General features: G+C 70.6%; 15 protein-coding genes. 13 read left to right on the plus strand and 2 right to left on the minus strand.

All coding sequences use genetic code 11. From position 1 onward, the window contains the following. The 3 genes from ABZU52_RS10575 to ABZU52_RS10585 are packed head-to-tail and all read left to right on the plus strand — an operon-like array spanning position 1 to position 3,792. The gene (locus tag ABZU52_RS10575) at positions 1–1,659 is read left to right on the plus strand and encodes an ABC transporter substrate-binding protein (protein ID WP_354970793.1); all 1,659 of its coding nucleotides are present in this window, start codon (positions 1–3) and stop codon (positions 1,657–1,659) included. Beyond that, positions 1,656–2,918, plus strand: a complete 1,263-nt coding sequence (locus tag ABZU52_RS10580; RefSeq protein WP_354970794.1) for an MFS transporter — start codon at positions 1,656–1,658, stop codon at positions 2,916–2,918. Before ABZU52_RS10575 ends, ABZU52_RS10580 begins: the two co-directional genes overlap by 4 nt. After that, positions 2,899–3,792 (plus strand): class I SAM-dependent methyltransferase, encoded by an 894-nt coding sequence (locus ABZU52_RS10585; protein ID WP_354970795.1) that lies wholly within the window; start codon positions 2,899–2,901, stop codon positions 3,790–3,792. The genes ABZU52_RS10580 and ABZU52_RS10585 overlap by 20 nt, the downstream gene beginning before the upstream one ends. A gap of 95 nt (positions 3,793–3,887) precedes the next feature. Here ABZU52_RS10585 and ABZU52_RS10590 read toward each other — a convergent pair whose 3' ends face one another. After that, positions 3,888–4,061 (minus strand): hypothetical protein, encoded by a 174-nt coding sequence (locus ABZU52_RS10590; protein ID WP_354970796.1) that lies wholly within the window; start codon positions 4,059–4,061, stop codon positions 3,888–3,890. A gap of 730 nt (positions 4,062–4,791) precedes the next feature. Here ABZU52_RS10590 and ABZU52_RS10595 point away from each other — a divergent pair. Together ABZU52_RS10595 and ABZU52_RS10600 are read left to right on the plus strand one after the other, a co-directional pair. Next, positions 4,792–5,619: a M55 family metallopeptidase gene (locus tag ABZU52_RS10595; protein WP_354970797.1), complete on the plus strand. Its 828-nt coding sequence runs from the start codon at positions 4,792–4,794 to the stop codon at positions 5,617–5,619. 438 nt (positions 5,620–6,057) lie between these two features. Continuing rightward, positions 6,058–7,407, plus strand: a complete 1,350-nt coding sequence (locus tag ABZU52_RS10600; protein WP_354970798.1) for a class I adenylate-forming enzyme family protein — start codon at positions 6,058–6,060, stop codon at positions 7,405–7,407. Here ABZU52_RS10600 and ABZU52_RS10605 read toward each other — a convergent pair. Beyond that, positions 7,335–8,021, minus strand: coding sequence for a 4'-phosphopantetheinyl transferase superfamily protein (locus ABZU52_RS10605; protein ID WP_354970799.1), 687 nt, complete (start codon positions 8,019–8,021; stop codon positions 7,335–7,337). The genes ABZU52_RS10600 and ABZU52_RS10605 overlap by 73 nt on opposite strands. A gap of 15 nt (positions 8,022–8,036) precedes the next feature. Here ABZU52_RS10605 and ABZU52_RS10610 point away from each other — a divergent pair, with 15 nt between their 5' ends. The 8 genes from ABZU52_RS10610 (at position 8,037) to ABZU52_RS10645 (ending at position 15,201) form a co-directional block, all read left to right on the plus strand. Further along, the gene (locus ABZU52_RS10610) at positions 8,037–8,321 is read left to right on the plus strand and encodes an acyl carrier protein (RefSeq protein ID WP_354970800.1); all 285 of its coding nucleotides are present in this window, start codon (positions 8,037–8,039) and stop codon (positions 8,319–8,321) included. After that, entirely contained in the window at positions 8,321–8,566 is a 246-nt protein-coding gene (locus ABZU52_RS10615; protein WP_354970801.1) for an acyl carrier protein, read from the plus strand. The genes ABZU52_RS10610 and ABZU52_RS10615 overlap by 1 nt, the downstream gene beginning before the upstream one ends. After that, entirely contained in the window at positions 8,559–9,662 is a 1,104-nt protein-coding gene (locus tag ABZU52_RS10620; protein WP_354970802.1) for a beta-ketoacyl synthase N-terminal-like domain-containing protein, read from the plus strand. The genes ABZU52_RS10615 and ABZU52_RS10620 overlap by 8 nt, the downstream gene beginning before the upstream one ends. A 161-nt stretch (positions 9,663–9,823) precedes the next feature. After that, the gene (locus ABZU52_RS10625; protein ID WP_354970803.1) at positions 9,824–10,261 is read left to right on the plus strand and encodes a beta-ketoacyl synthase chain length factor; all 438 of its coding nucleotides are present in this window, start codon (positions 9,824–9,826) and stop codon (positions 10,259–10,261) included. After that, entirely contained in the window at positions 10,258–11,874 is a 1,617-nt protein-coding gene (locus tag ABZU52_RS10630; RefSeq protein ID WP_354970804.1) for a class I adenylate-forming enzyme family protein, read from the plus strand. Before ABZU52_RS10625 ends, ABZU52_RS10630 begins: the two co-directional genes overlap by 4 nt. After that, a complete protein-coding gene (locus ABZU52_RS10635; RefSeq protein ID WP_354970805.1) occupies positions 11,871–13,109 on the plus strand; it encodes a beta-ketoacyl-[acyl-carrier-protein] synthase family protein in 1,239 nt (412 codons plus the stop codon). The genes ABZU52_RS10630 and ABZU52_RS10635 overlap by 4 nt, the downstream gene beginning before the upstream one ends. A 74-nt stretch (positions 13,110–13,183) precedes the next feature. Further along, positions 13,184–14,275 (plus strand): 4-hydroxyphenylpyruvate dioxygenase, encoded by a 1,092-nt coding sequence (hppD, locus tag ABZU52_RS10640; protein ID WP_354970806.1) that lies wholly within the window; start codon positions 13,184–13,186, stop codon positions 14,273–14,275. Beyond that, the gene (locus ABZU52_RS10645) at positions 14,272–15,201 is read left to right on the plus strand and encodes a phytanoyl-CoA dioxygenase family protein (protein WP_354970807.1); all 930 of its coding nucleotides are present in this window, start codon (positions 14,272–14,274) and stop codon (positions 15,199–15,201) included. The genes hppD and ABZU52_RS10645 overlap by 4 nt, the downstream gene beginning before the upstream one ends.

Genomic DNA, 15,201 nt, shown 5'->3' on the forward strand with positions numbered 1-15,201 from the left:
GTGATCGACCGCGCGAACCTAGCCGTCCCGACGTCCACCGTCGTGATCGATGTCTTCGACGACGTGCCTACTTTGGATCCGCACCGGGGCGCGGAGAGCGCCTCGCGGCATCCGATCCTGAACGTCTACGAGAGCCTGCTGGGCCTCGACACGACCGGACACCCCTTTCCTCGTCTCGCCGCTGCTCTTCCGCGCACAGAGCGCCGAGGGTCCGAGTGGGAGGTCTTTGTCCCGCTCCGGGATGATGTCCGCTTCCACGATGGCGCCGCGATGACCATCGACGACGTCGTCTATTCTTTGCGCCGCAGCATGATCACCTCTGACATGGCGGCCTCTCTGTGGGCCGATCCGCTCCTCGGCGCGCCGGTGTCGCGGGTAGACGAGGAGTCGGCGATCGAGATGGCACGACGGGTAACAGCGGCATCCGGAGGCGTCCTGCTACGGATGCCCGCGCCTTTCTCGCCGCTGAACGCCTTGATCGTGCAGTGGGCGCTCGTCGTTCGACAGTCGTGGTGCAGGGACCGGGGAGAGTGGGATGGCGATCTGTCCAGCATCGCCCGATTCCTGCGCCCCAGCTCGACCGCGTTGGACAGCGAGTGCAACGGCACCGGTGCGTATCGTCTGGAGTTCTGGAACCGCGCGTCGCGCGAGCTGTCGTTCCGCCGAAGCGAGTACGGGAGTGACACGGACGCCCCGGAGCGGATTGTCCTACGGTCGGTCGACGACCGTACCGCTCGTGAAGGTGATCTTCTCGACGGCACCTGCGACTTTTCGGTGTGCCAGCCGGAGTCCCGGGAACGGCTGGGCGACCTCAACGGCGTGGTGCTCGAGAAGCTACCGGAGGAGTGGGGTGTCAACCCCATCGCGTTCATCAATCAGCGGCTCGACCCGGGGTGCGAGGCGGTGGGCTCGGGAAGGTGGGGTCCGGACGGGTTGCCGCCGGATGCGTTCTCGGACGTGCACCTGCGACGCATGCTGACCCTGTGTTTCGATCATGAGCGATACGTCGCCGAGGCCCTCGACGGCGAATACCTGAACCATCGCCCTCCGTTCCCGGCGCCAGCGTTGCCTCCTGTGACGACACCGCCGGCCAAGTTGGACATCGAGGCGGCCCGAGCGGAATTCGAGCAGGCTTGGGATGGACAGGCCGCTCGTAAAGGCTGCCGGATCGTCATCTACACGCACACCGCGAACATCTCCCGGCAGATTGCCGCCGAACTGCTGGCCGAGGGGCTGAGAGCAGTCAGCCGCCGCATCGTTGTCGAGATCATCAGCCTCGAGATCGGTCCGCTGATGGACGTGCTGTACGCGGGCGCCGCGCCGGTGCTGTGGATGGGCTGGGCAGGCGATTTCCTTCATCCCTACGCCTTCGCCTCCGCCCTCGTTGACGCCCGCGCACCTCTGCCCGCTGCGCTCGGCATCAACGATCCAGTCGTGGCGCAGCTCGTCCGCTCCGCCCGCGTAGCCAAACCGGAGGACGAGACGGCCATCTACGAACGCCTCGCCGAACGGGTCGCAGACGAGGCGCTGTTCCTCGTCCCGCCAGGAAAGGTCAGCTACATGACGTACTCCGACCGTTGGGAAGGGGTGCGCCTGAAGAACCACGTACCCAATGTCCTCGACTTCACCAGCTTCCGGCCACGAGCAACGACGCGATGAAGCTCGTCCAGACCTACCGCACGCTGGCGGGGAAGCCCTACTTCCGCCGGTATCTCGCCGGTGAGGCGGTGTCCAGCCTCGGCGACGCGATGAGCGACATCACCGTGGTTCTGCTGGCCCTGACACTGGCGAGGGGCAACTCGGCGCTGGCGGTCTCGCTGGCAACTGCGGCGTACCTGATCCCGGGAATCCTCACGGGTGTGTTTGCGGGACGACATCTAGGCAGGGTGAGCCCCCGCACGCTGCTCCTGATCGACAGTGGGTGGCGCGGCCTGTGGCTTGGGCTCGCCGCGGCGATGGCCCTGCTCGGGAGCCTGCAACTGTGGATGTTCGTGGCTCTGCTGGCTCTTGCGTCACTGACCCGCCCGGCCAACGCGGCAGGCGCACGGGCACTACTGCCGCAGCTCCTGGACCGATCCCACCTCTTTTCCGGCAATTCGTTGTTCCAGGGGACCATCCAGATCGCGACGATGCTCGGCCCCGCCCTCGCCGGTGTGCTCGCCGGGACCGTCGGCGCGGGTGCCGCTCTGGCATTCGACGCGCTGTCGTTCCTCGTCATGGTGGCCGTACTGTCCACCATGCCGTCGGCGATGTCGCCGGCGGTTCGCCGAGAGCCGAAGGAAGCCCGGACCGAGCGGCCGGGCCGGTTCGCCGATTGGCTCTCCAACGCCCAGTTTCGACCGGTGACCAGCCTGTTCCTGATCACGGCGGTGATGACTGTCGCGTACGGCCCGGTCGTCGTCGGTCTGCCGATCCTGATCGGTGACCGGACCAGCGCCCTGCCGGTGGCCACCGAACTGGGCCTCCTGTGGTCGCTGTTCGGCGTCGGCATGGTCGTCGGTGGGCTCATCGCCGGCAGCATGCCATCGTTGGCAACGACGCGAACGGCCGCGCTGCTCACCGCCGGATGGGGCCTGACTGTCCTGGTCCTGGGCCTACCAGCGCCCGTCTTCGTCACCGCGGCCGCGATGCTTGTCGGCGGACTCGCCTACGCGCCGTTCACCGCCATCGTCTACACCGTCATGCAGGAGAGGCTGCCACAGGACCGACTCGCCGAGGGCGCTGCCTACCTCAACTCACTGAAAAGCCTCACCACCCCCGGTGGCGTCCTGCTCGCGGGTTTTGCCGTAGCGGCATTGGGAGCCACGACGGCCATCATCACCGCAGGAGTACTGCTGGTGGCGATCTGCCTATTCATCGCCGCACGCTCCGAGCCACCCGCGAAGAAAGGGGCGATCGTTGACCGCCAGCTGGCATGAGCAGATTTTCTTCAACCAGGCGGTGAAACGCCTGGAATCCCTTGTCGCTCATCCTCCGATGTTCGTCGCAACGACGATTCCCGACGATGAGCAGTCGCAGGCGGACGAGCAGTACCACGACGGCGAAGCAGATCGATACGACAGCTATTCTCAGACACCGCGAATCGCGGTAGCGGAGCGGTGGATCCTGTCATGGATCAGCAGAACCATTCCAAACGGTGTGATAGTAGATCTCGGCTGCGGCACCGGACGGATCGCACGCCAACTGGCGGACACGAATCGTCGGGTCATCGCCATCGACCGGTCGCAACAGATGTTGGCCCAAGCCGGCGCCGCCCTCCCCGCCGACACCACAGCACTGCTACGCTGCGACGCCCGGATGGTCCCGGTAGCGGACGGCAGCGTCGACGCTGTGGTGTGCTCCGGGGTACTGCACCATATTCCGGACTGGCCGGCTGCCATACAAGAGATGTCTCGGATACTACGGCCCGGCGGCACCATGATCGTGCGGGAGCCGAACGCAGAATATCCGGAAGCGTTGTTCGCCCCGGTGGAACGGGCGATCGCGACTATGGCGAGAATCGCTTCGCGGCACCAGCGGCCAGCGCAGGTGGGTGAGCTCGACCAGTTCCAACCCTCTCCGGTCGAACAACCCATCGTATTGGCAGAGGTCTCAAAGCAGGCTACACAATATGGATTGAGGCCAACTTGGGAGGGCTCGGCGAAGTTCTTCGCTTCGCTAGGCATACCGGATGCCGTGCCACTTCAGCGACTGTATTTTGAGGTCGCGAATTTGGTGGATCGGGCGATCATGAATTCGATAGGACTGCGACGCGGATCGCTCGCAATCGGAGTCTACACCAAGAGCATCTGAGGCCTCGGCTCTCAGCCCGACGTTCGCCATACCTGTACCCGTCGCTGCACCCAAAGCCAGGAGCCCGAAGGATCCGTGGCTGGCCCCCGGGTTCCTCATCGTAATTGAGGCCGTCTGAGCAGGTCAGGCGTTTGCCCCGTTGCTGCCGGCTTGTCGTCGGTCGACGACGCCGGCAGATACCGCTGCATCGCATCCGGCCGGGCATGCCCGGCCTGCTCGGCCAACTGCCAGCACGTCTTCACCTCGATGCCGGCCAGCAGCCCGGTCACGAACTGCCCCGCCGCACGACGCGGCTTGACCCGAGCAAACGGGCCCGCGAAGCACCCAGCACCTCGGCCAGCACCCGCTCCCACCGACCAACGCCACCCTGTGGCACGCGACCACCGCAAGACCTGACGTCATGTCCACAGCAGACAGACGATCACGCCGTGGCCGCACCTCGCCTATCCGACCCCACCAGCCAACATCTCAAACGGCGGCTACCGCATGAGGCGGAACGGCTGTTCATCAACCGGCGCCGCCTCGCCGATCATGCAGTTGTGGTGGGCAACAAAACGCCCGTAAACCACTAAGCCGGGCACCACAAGTGCATGATCGACGCGCGCCCGCACTGCCCCTGCTCCGCGATCTTGCAATTTCTGCCCCGACACAAGGGGCACTCCACCCGTGTCGACACCCGGAACCGCGCGATCGGCGCGATCTTCTCGCTCCACCTACGGTGATCGACCGGGAGCCCCTTCGCCAGCACGGGTTGACCCGCCGGCCACAGCGCTCAGGCAATGGTGTTGTCCATGAAGTAGTGGCCGCGCTCTCGCTCCGACCGTGCCCGGCGACGCCGCTAGCTCCCTGAGAGAGTTGGCCGGGTAGATCTTGGCCAGCTGCCGGGGCAGCGGCGTGTGCGGAGGCAGCCTGCGGCAAGAGGCCGGCAGGCTGGGTCAGATGCCCGTGCGCACCGTGCGAGGTCGACCTTCTGTCGAGAGCGCGTAGGGTCCTGTAGCCATGAAGGTACTGATCTCGGTGGACCTGGAAGGCATTTCGGGGATCGTGCATCCCACCGAGACGAATCCGGATCGGTACGACTATGAGCGCGGCCGGGCGTTGATGACGGCCGAGGCGAACGCGGCGGTCGCCGGGGTTCTCGACGCCGAACCCGACGCGGTGGTGTGGGTCGCCGACGCTCACGGGTCGTTTCGGAACATCGTGCCGGAGGACCTCGACCGGCGTGCTCACCTCGTGCGGGGCAAACCCCGCCCGCTGGGCATGCTCGCCGGGCTGGACGAGCACACGGATGCCGTTCTGCTCATCGGCTATCACGCTCGGGCCGGTGCCGGGCCCGCCGTGCTGGCCCACACAATGAGTGACGCCATCCTCGACGTACGAGTGGCCGGACGATCGGTGGGCGAGATCGGCCTCAACGTCGCCATGGCGGGACACCTCGACGTACCCGTCGTCCTGCTCAGCGGAGACGACACCGCCTGTACGGAATTCAGTGGGCTGGTGCCCTCGGCAGTCACCGTCGCCGTCAAGCGGACCCTGGGCCAGGCCGCCGCGGTGGCCCTGCATCCGCAGGAGGCACGGGAGCGGCTGCGCCACGGTGCCGCCGATGCAATCGCCCGGCGCGCCTCGATTCCCCCGGCGAAGATGGCCGGGCCGTTGGACGTCGAGGTCGACCTGTACGGCCCGTACATGGTCGACCTCGCAGTCCTGGTGCCGGGTGTGACCCGAGTCGGCGGCGGCCGGACGGTCGCCTTCCATGCCGCTGACGTCGCCGAGACGTACCGGCTGGTCCAGCTACTCGTTCAACTCGCCAGCATCAAACCGAGCTAGCGCGCGAACCGCTCGTCGCCACCGGGCATGTCCCGCACCGATCAGGAGGCGATGAGGTCCCGGGCATCCTGACCGAATTGGCGGACCGTGGGGGTCAGCCGCCAGCGTGGCGCGACTCGCCACCCTCGTCGGGCTCACCCGGTGACCGGGACTATCGGCCGTCCGGCTGAGGCCGCACGACGGTTGTACGAGGCGTCATGCCTCGGTGACGCTGTGCCGAATCACCCGCCCGATCCTGCCCGCCGAACGGGCTGTCGGCAATCCGGCCGGCCGCTGCTTGTGATCCATCCATTCGCATCTAGCAATGGCCCTGTGGGCGTCGTATGGTTCCCCGCAGCACCCCGACAAGCGTACGTGATGGGCGGATTCGCCCTCTTTGATGCTGGGCGGTGAACGGCAGTGGCGGCAGAAGATCCTACGGCGACAGACCCTGGATGGGTGGACGACGTTCTGTTCACAGGCCGCCCGACCGACGTTTGTTTCCGTCTGCCGGAGCCGATCGACCGGGCCACTCTGCGCCGGCTGGTCACCGCCGCGCAGGACCGGCTCACCGCCGCCGGACTGCGCCCCGGTGGCGCCGCCGCGCTGCGGCTGCCGCCGTCCCTGGCGTACGTGGTGAACCTGTTGGCCACCTGGCGTGCCGGGGCGCAGGCGATCCTGCTCGACCACCGGCTCACCGACCACGAGGTGGACCTCGCGCTGCTCCGGTTGACCCCGCAGGTGGTGGTCGCGCCGCTCCGCACCGGTGGCGGCCCGTTGAAGGTCTTCGTCGACGTCACCGAGGGCGTCACCCGGTATGCCGACCGTCCGGCGGTCAGCGGTCACGCGGTGATCCAGCTCAGCTCCGGCTCCACCGGCCCGTCCAAGGTGATCGGCCGCACCGCCGCCGATCTGGTCGCCGAGGTGCACCGCTACACCCGGATCGACGGGGTGGCGCTGCCCGGCGAGCGGATCATCCTGCTGCCCTCGATGGTGCACGTGCTCGGTCTGGTCGGCGGCCTGCTCTACGGGCTGCACGCCGGGGTCGAGCTGGTCCCGCCGGAGCGGCTCAGTGGCGACGCCGTGCTGGCCGCGATCAGCGCCGGCAGCACACCGGCCACCGTGCTGGGCGTCCCGTTCCACATCGGACTGCTCGCCTCCACCCGCCCGACCGGGCCACTGCCGCAGCTGCGCCGGATGACCACCGGTGGCGAGCTGGTGCCGGCCGCCGTCGCCCGGGCGTTCACCGACCGGTACGGGGTGCCGCTGGGCAACATGTACGGGATGACCGAGGTCGGGGTGATCGGCACCGACCTGCACGGGTCACACCGACCGTCGATCGCCCCGGCGCCCGGCATCGAGGTCCGCGAGTCCGGTGGTGAGTTGTGGGTGTCCTGCCCGGCGTCGCCCTACGTCGGGCTGAGCGACCCGACCCGCTGGTCCGACGGCTGGCTGCACACCCGCGACGCCGGCACCGTCGACGGCGACACCGGCCTGGTCACGGTGCGCGGCCGACTCGACTCGCAGGTCTCCGTCGGCGGGATGAAGGTCGACCTGACCGAGGTGGAGGCCACCGTCGCCGAGCTGACCGGCGTGGCCGCCGCGGTGGTGGTATGGGACGACGGCATCACCGCGTACGTCCAACCCGACGGCCCGCTGTCGGAGGAGACGCTGGACAAGCTCCTCGCCGAACGGTTGGCCGGCTACAAACGACCCCGCGTGCTGCACCTGCTCGATCAGTTGCCCCGCACCACCACCGGCAAGCTGGTCCGCTCGACCGACGCGTTGCGCTCGGCGGCCATCTCGTGACCGGGCCACTGCACCATCTCGACGTCGACCGGCGCGGTCGTGTACGCGGCGACCGCCAGGACCAGACCCCCGCCCAACCGCGGGTGACCGACCCGCAGGGGCTCGGCGCCGGGCACCGGCCGCAACGGCAGGCCCGGCGCCGGCATCAACCGGCGCAACCCACCGTCACGCAACCCGCGTCCGAGCGCCTTACCGACCGCCTCCTTGGCGGTCCACAGCCGCAGGAAGTCGACCGCCCGGCCAGCCTCGGGCCGATCGCCCAACCAGGCCAGCTCGGCGGGCGGGAACCAGCGGCGGGCCAGCGCGAGCGCCGGCAGCGGCCGGATCAGTTCCACGTCCACCCCGACCGCGCCGGCCCGACGGGCGGCGACCACCACCAGCCCGGCGGTGCGGCTGACGCTGACCGCCAGCTCGACCGACCCGGTCGCCTCGTCGACCCGGACGACCGGCCGTCCTTCGCGGTCGTGCGTCAGCACCAGCTCGGTCTCCGCGCGACCGAGCAGCAGAGCGCCCGCCCGCCGCAGCAGCACCGCGGCCGGATCCGGCTGACCGCCGGTGTCCCGGCCGACCCACACGTAGGCGATGTCCCGACCGGACACCGTCAGCTGACCCACGCAGAGAGGGTATCCATGAGAGCCGAGGTCCGCGCCTTCGTCGTCGAGCAACTCGCCGACATGAACTACGACGTCGAGGGGCTCGACGACGACACCACGCTCGGCCCCTCCGGCGTCGACCTGGAGTCTCTCGCCCTGGCCGACCTGTCCGTGCGGGTCGAGGACCGTTACGGCCTGACGTTCGCCGACGACGAGTCGGAGCAGCTGGCCCTGATGACGGTCGGCGAGTTCACCACCATGGTCGCCAATCGGGTCGCCGAGGCGACGAGCAAGACGGCGGCGACGAGCGACAGAGCCTGATGAGCGGTCAGCCCGATCTGGGGCGAGCTGACCTGCTGACCATGCTCGCCGAACTCACCGCGAAACCGGCTGCCGAGGTGTCCGACCGGATCGGCTCGATGGAGCTTGCCTGGCTGGTGCATCTCGTCGAGCAGCGCTACGAACGCCGGCTGGACCTCGCCGACGACGAACTGGCCGGCATCCGCACCGTCGACGACGCCCTGGTGGTGTTCCGGGCGTCGCTCACCGCCTCCGCAGATGGTTGAGGCGCGCGTCGCCCAGCTCACCGGTGTGTACGCGGCCAGCGCCCTGGGGCGGGGCGCCGACGCGCAGCTCGCCGGTGTGCTGGCCGGGGTGCCGGCGTTCGGGCCGGTGGGCCGATTCGACACCGCCGCCCGCCGGGTCACCGTGGCGGCCACCCTGCCCGAGGTCGGTCCGCTCCCCGACGAGCTGGCCGACGCGGTCGATTCGGCCTGCCGGGCGGCCGGCCTGGACCGCGCGCAGCGTGCGGGGTGCGCCCTGCTGCTCGCCGTGCACGGTGGCCCGGCCGCCGGTCCGGCCCCGGCCGTGCTCGCCGGTCAGCTCGCCGCCCGATGTGGACTCTCCGGTCACACCCGGGTCTACACCAGCGCCTGCGTGTCGGCGAGCACGGCGGTGGCCGACGCCGCCGCCCAGATCACCAGGGGTGACGTCGAACGGGTGGTGGTCGCGGCCGGCTACCTGGTGGAGCCGGACCAGTTCGCGCTCTTCGACGCCGGTCGCGCCCTCGCTGCCGACGGCGCGGTCCGCCCGTTCAGCGCCGGCCGCCGGGGGCTGCTGCTGGGTGACGGCGTGGCCGCGGTGGTCCTCGAATCCAGCGCCGGGCATCGACGCGGGGCCGAGCCGCTGGCCACCGTGGCCGGTTGGGGCCGGGCCGGTGACGCGTTCCATCCCTGCCAGCCGGAACCCGGCGGCGTCGGGCTGGCCCGCGCGGTCGACGGCGCGCTGCGCCGGGCCGGGCTGCCGCCGCAGGCCGTCGGTTACGTCAACGCCAACGCCACCGGCACCGCGCAGAGCGACGCCGCCGAGGCGGCCGCACTGCGCCGGGCCCTCGGCGGGCACGCCGCGCGGGTCCCGGTGAGCTCCACGAAGTCGGTGCACGGGCACGCGCTGGAGGCGTCCGGGCTGCTCGAACTGGTGGTCACCGCGCTCGCGCTGCGCCACGGCGAGCTGCCGGTCAACGCCGGCTGGCGAGGCCCCGACGACTCCTGCCCCCTGAACGTGGTGACAGGCCATCCACAGAAGACGGAAACTACCCACGCCCTGACCCTCAACGCCGCCTTCGGTGGCGCCAACACCGCTCTCCTGGTCGGCGTCGGATGATCGCCCCCCACACCCCGCGATCGTGCACTTTCTGTCCCGACGAATCCCACAAACCACCCGGAACGACAACCGAAACCGCAAGAGCGCCGGGGGAGAGAGCAGGCGAGCGGGCGAGGGCCGCGTGGCCTGAGGGTGGGGACGCGGGGGGCAGCGCGCCGGGGGTGCCAGGGTTCGTGCACTCGGACTTCGCGCCGGTGGTGGTGGCCGTCGCGGAACGGTGTCTGCGGCGGGGGTACGGGTCGGCGGGGGTGCCCGCCGGGGTGCGCACGGCGATCGTGTTGGTCACGGCCAGCGGCGATCTCGCCAGCGCCCAGCACGTACGGGCGACAGTCGAGGCCGGTGGGCGGATCGGCCCGCTGTTCTTCTTCCAGTCCGTGCCCAACAGCGTCGCCGGACACCTCACGGCCCGCTGGGACCTGCGCGGTCCGGTGGTCTGCCTCAGCCCCACCGGCGACCCGTACGCCGACGGAGTCGCCGAGGCCGACCTGCTACGCGACGACGGCGACGCCGACGAGGTGTTGCTGATCCTGATCGAACAGGCACCCGACCGGCCGACCGAGGCGGTCGCGGTGCTGCTGGGGGGAGGAGCACGACCATGAGGACACCGGGACTGCGCGGCGCACTGGCCGCCGACACCGAAATCGGTGCGGGCAACGTCCTGGCCCGGGTACTGGCGCACGGCGCCGACCCGGACGGGCCCGGCCTGACCTTCGACACCGCCGTCGACGGGCACCCCGCCGAGACGCCACTGACGTTGGGGCGGCTCGACGAGCGGGTCGCCGCCCGCGCCGCCTGGCTGCACGAGCGCGGGGTGCGCCCCCGCGACCCGGTCGCCGTCTGGGCCACCGCCGCTGCCGACATGGTGCTCAGCTTCCTGGCGCTGGCCCGGCTCGGGGCGATCCCGGCGCTGATGAACGGCAAACTCCGCCCGGAGATCGCCGCCGAGTACATCCGCCGCCTACGGGGCGTCGGTGTGCTGGCCGACGACGCGCACACCGCACTGTTGGCCGGGCACGACCTGGGCGTACCCCTGCTCGGCACCCCCGCCCAGGCCGGCGCGGGCGACCCGGCCGCAGCCCCGGCGCACTACCGGCACCACCCGGACGACCCGATCGTGATCACCCACACCTCCGGGACGACCGGGGTACCCAAGGCGGTGCTGCACTCGCACGCCAGCCTCTTCGCGGCCACCCGGCACCTGCTCACCATGCCGCAGGCGCAGGGCACCAGCCGGATCCTCAACGCGCTGCCCGCACCGCACACCGCCACGGTGCTGATGGTCAACCAGGCGCTGGGCAATCGCGCGCAGATGTTCCTGCTCTCCGAGCAGGGCGGCGAGCGGGTGCTGGACGCGATCCAACGCTGGCGCCCCGACGGGGTGTTCGGCTTCTCGGTCACCTGGGCGGAGCTGGCCCGCTTCGACCTGTCCGGGTACGACCTGGACTCGGTGCGGTTGTGGTTCAACACCGGCGACGCCTCGCACGAGCCGCACATCCGCCGCCTCGTCGCGGTCGGTGGGCACGACACCGTCACCCGCGACGGGGTGGTGAAGGTGCCCGGCTCGGTCTTCATCGACGGGCTGGGTTCCAGCGAGATGGGGCACTCGATGTTCCACATCACCCATCGCGCCGACACCGACCGGTACGGCCGCTGCATCGGCCGCCCGTACCGGTTCGCCAGGGTCGCGGTGCTCGACGCCGACGGCGAACCGGTGCCGGTCGGCGAGGTGGGTTTCCTGGGCATCGACTCGCCGTCGCTGTTCCGGGGTTACTGGAACGACTCGGTCACCACCTACCGCTTCCGGCAGCGGGGCTGGTACCTCACCGGTGACCTGGTCCGCGCCGACCCCGACGGCCGCTACTACCACCTGGACCGGGCGGTGGACTCGGTCGACGCCGGCAACGGGCGGCGCTTCTACACGGCGCTGTCCGAGGAGCGCATCCTCGCCGCCTGCCCGGACGTCACCGACTGCACTGTGGTGATCGTCGCCGAGGGCGGCGCGGTGGTCACCGACGTGCTGCTGGAGTTGACCGCTGGCGCCGACGAGGCCGAGGACCGCACCGAGCGGGTCCGCGCCGCTCTCGGCCCGGACGTCGGCGCCACGCTGCGCCGGGTCGTGCCGGTGCGCTCCGCCGACATCCCGGTCACGGTGACCGGCAAGGTCCGCAAGGTGGTCCTGCGCGAGCGCTACCTCACCGAGGCGAGATCGTGAGCGCCCTGATCACGGGGCTGGGTCTGTTCACTCCGGTCGGGCGGGGCGTCGAGGAGACCTTCGACGCGCTGACCACCGGCCGGTCCGGGCTGACCCGCCCGCCCGAGGGGCACCCGGTGCGGGAGTCGCTGGACGTCGCCGGCCTGCTGCCCGACATCGACCCGCGGACCGTCGCGTCCGGGCCGGAGACCCGGGTGCTGGACCGGATCGTCGTCCTCGCCCTGCTCGCCGCGGCCGACGCTCTCACCGACGCCGGCATCGAGGTGGGCCGCGACGTCGAACCCGACCGGATCGGTGTGATCGTCGGCGGGGTCGGCGGGATGGCCACCCTGGAGTCGCAGGTGCTGGCCCGGGCGGCCCGGGGTCGGGCGGCGGTCAGCCCGTACCTGCTCACCGGGATCCTGCCGAACATGCCGGCGGCGCGAATCGCCATCGCGCACGGCATCCGGGGCTACAGCTCGTCGGTCGGCACCGCCTGCGCCTCCGGTGCCCAGGCGGTCGCCGACGGGGCGCGGCTCATCGCGACCGGAGAGGTCGACGTGGTGCTCTGCGGGGCCAGCGAAGCGCCGCTCTTCCCCACTTTCGCCGACACCTTCGGCAACGCGCGGGCGTTGGCGCGCGCCGGCACCGACCCGGGTCGGGCGAGTCGGCCGTTCGACACCTCCCGCAGCGGCTTCGTGCTTTCCGAGGGCGCCGCGCTCCTGGTGCTCGAACGCGCCGAGCATGCCGCGGCGCGCGGCGTCGCCGGGTACGCCGAGGTGGCCGGCCACGGCGCGACGACGGACGCGTACCACCCGACCGCGCCCCGCCCGGACGGCGCCGGCGCGGCGGCGTGCATCCGCCAGGCGCTGCGCAGCGCCGGGGTGCCGGCGGCGGTGGTCGGCTACGTCAACGCGCACGGCACCGGCACGAAGCTCGGCGACATCGCGGAGACCACCGCCCTGGCCGACGTGTTCGGCGTCGGCGGTGTGCCGGTCAGCTCCACCAAGGCGCTCACCGGTCACCTGCTCGGCGCCTCCGGGGTGCTGGAGGCGGCGGCCACCGCGTTGGCGCTCGGTCGGGGGCTGCTGCCGCCGACGTACCACCTCGACGATCCCGACCCAGCCTGCCCGGCGGACCACATCCGTGGCACACCCCGCAAGGCCGACCTGGAGTACGCGGTCACCAACTCGTTCGGGTTCGGCGGCCAGAACGTGAGCCTGCTGCTGGCGCGCGTCGCCGAGCCGAGGAGGTGATCGAGGCGGCATCCCGGGCGGGGCGTGCCCGGACGGCAACCCAGGGGGAATCGGGTGGGAAGGGTTCAGGGAACATGGACATCCGTGGTATCGACCACATCGAACTCTACGTGGGGGACGCCCGGCAGGCGGCCTTCTACTTCAGCACCGCCGTCGGCTTTGAAATCTGCGGCCAGGGTGGCCCGGAGACCGGGCTGGCCGGGCAGCGCTCGCTGCTGCTCTGCCACGGCGACATCCGGTTGCTGCTCACCTCCGGGTTGAGCGCCGAGCATCCGGCCGCGCGGTACGTGCAGCGCCACGGTGACGGCATCGCGGTCGTCGCGGTCGAGGTCGACGACGTGTCGGCCGCGTACGCCGAGCTGGTGGGTCGGGGCGCGACCGGCGTGACGCCGCCGACCACCCGCACCGGCGCGGACGCCGAGGTGGTGATCGCCGAGGTGGACGGCTTCGCCGACGTGCGGCACCGGCTGGTGCAGCGCCGGGGCGACCGGGCCGAGTTCCTGCCCGGCGCCGTCACCCCGGCGGCCTCGGCGAACGACGACCATCCACCGGTGCTCGCCGAGATCGACCACCTGGCGGTCTGCGTGCCGCCCGGCCAGCTCGACGAGACGGTCCGGCACTTCGAGGCGCTGTTCGACTTCGCGCAGATCTTCGAGGAGCACATCGAGGTCGACGGGCAGGGGATGAACTCCAAGGTGGTGCAGAGCCCGTCCGGGCGGGTCACCGTGGTGCTGCTGGAGCCGGACCGCACCCGACGGCCGGGGCAGATCGACGCGTTCCTCGACCAGCACGCCGGTGGGGGAGTGCAGCACCTGGGGCTGCGCACCGACGACATCGTCGGCGCGGTGGAGGCGCTGGGCCGACGTGGGGTGCGCTTCGCCGGTACCCCCGCCAGCTACTACGACGCCCTGGAGGCGCGGGTCGGTCGGGTGGACGCCCCGCTGGAGCGGCTGCGCGAGCTGGGCGTGCTTGTCGACTCCGACCACGACGGTCAGCTGTTGCAGATCTTCGCCGAGTCGATGCACGTGCGCCGCACGCTTTTCCTCGAGCTGATCGAGCGGCGCGGCGCGCGGGGCTTCGGCAGCGGCAACATCAAGGCGCTCTACGAGGCCAAGGAACGGGAACTGGCCGCCGTGGCGGCCACCCCGCAGGGGGTTGGGGCATGACCACCACCGAATACGAAGCGGTGCTGAACGCCGAGGAGGAGGCGCTGCTGCCCTCCGACGACGACGTGCGGCACTACGCCGAGCACGGCTGGTACCTGTCGGGAAAGCTGTTCACCGACGACGAGGTGGACGCCCTGTCCGCCGCCGCGCAGCGCTACTACGACGGGGAGCGGGACCGCCGGCTGCCGGTGCGCCCACCGAAGCTCGCCTACTGGGAGCCCGCGAAAGGGCCGGTGCAGCGGCACAACGACTACGTCCACTACGAGCACGACGGCCTCGGCGCGATCCTGCGCAAGCCGCTGATCGGCGCGGTCGCCGCCCGGCTCGCCCAGGCCGACGAGATCCGCGTCTTCCAGTCCACGCTGATCTACAAGCCGCCGATCTCCGGTGAGCCGAGCAACATCGTGCCCTGGCACTTCGACAAGCACTACTGGGCGTCCTCGTCGTCGGAGAAGATGCTCACCGCGTTCATCCCCTTCCACGACTGCGGGGAGGAGATGGGCACCATCACCATGGTCGACGGCTCGCACCGGTGGAAGGAGATCGGCGCGGACGACACGGTGGTGCGGCACTTCGCCGACCGGGACCGCGGCCAGCTGGAGGAGATGCTGGCCGAGAACGCCGCGTACAACGGCGCGGAGATCCGCAAGATCCCGATGGTGATCCCCAAGGGACACGTGAGTTTCCACCACTGCCGCACCTACCACGGCAGTGGCCCCAACGTCAGCGGTCGCCCCCGACAGGCGATCTCGCTGCACCTGCAGGACGGCGACAACGCCTGGCGGGAGTATCCGCTCTCCGACGGCACGCTCGCCGCGTACAACCACGACGTGCTGGTCCGCCGCACCCACGACGGGCGGCCGGACTACGCGGACCCCGACTACTGCCCGGTCATCTGGCGCCACCGCGCCCCGCAGGGAGGCTGA

The sequence above is a fragment of the Micromonospora sp. NPDC005220 genome (genome assembly GCF_040607895.1).
Taxonomy (GTDB): Bacteria; Actinomycetota; Actinomycetes; order Mycobacteriales; family Micromonosporaceae; genus Micromonospora.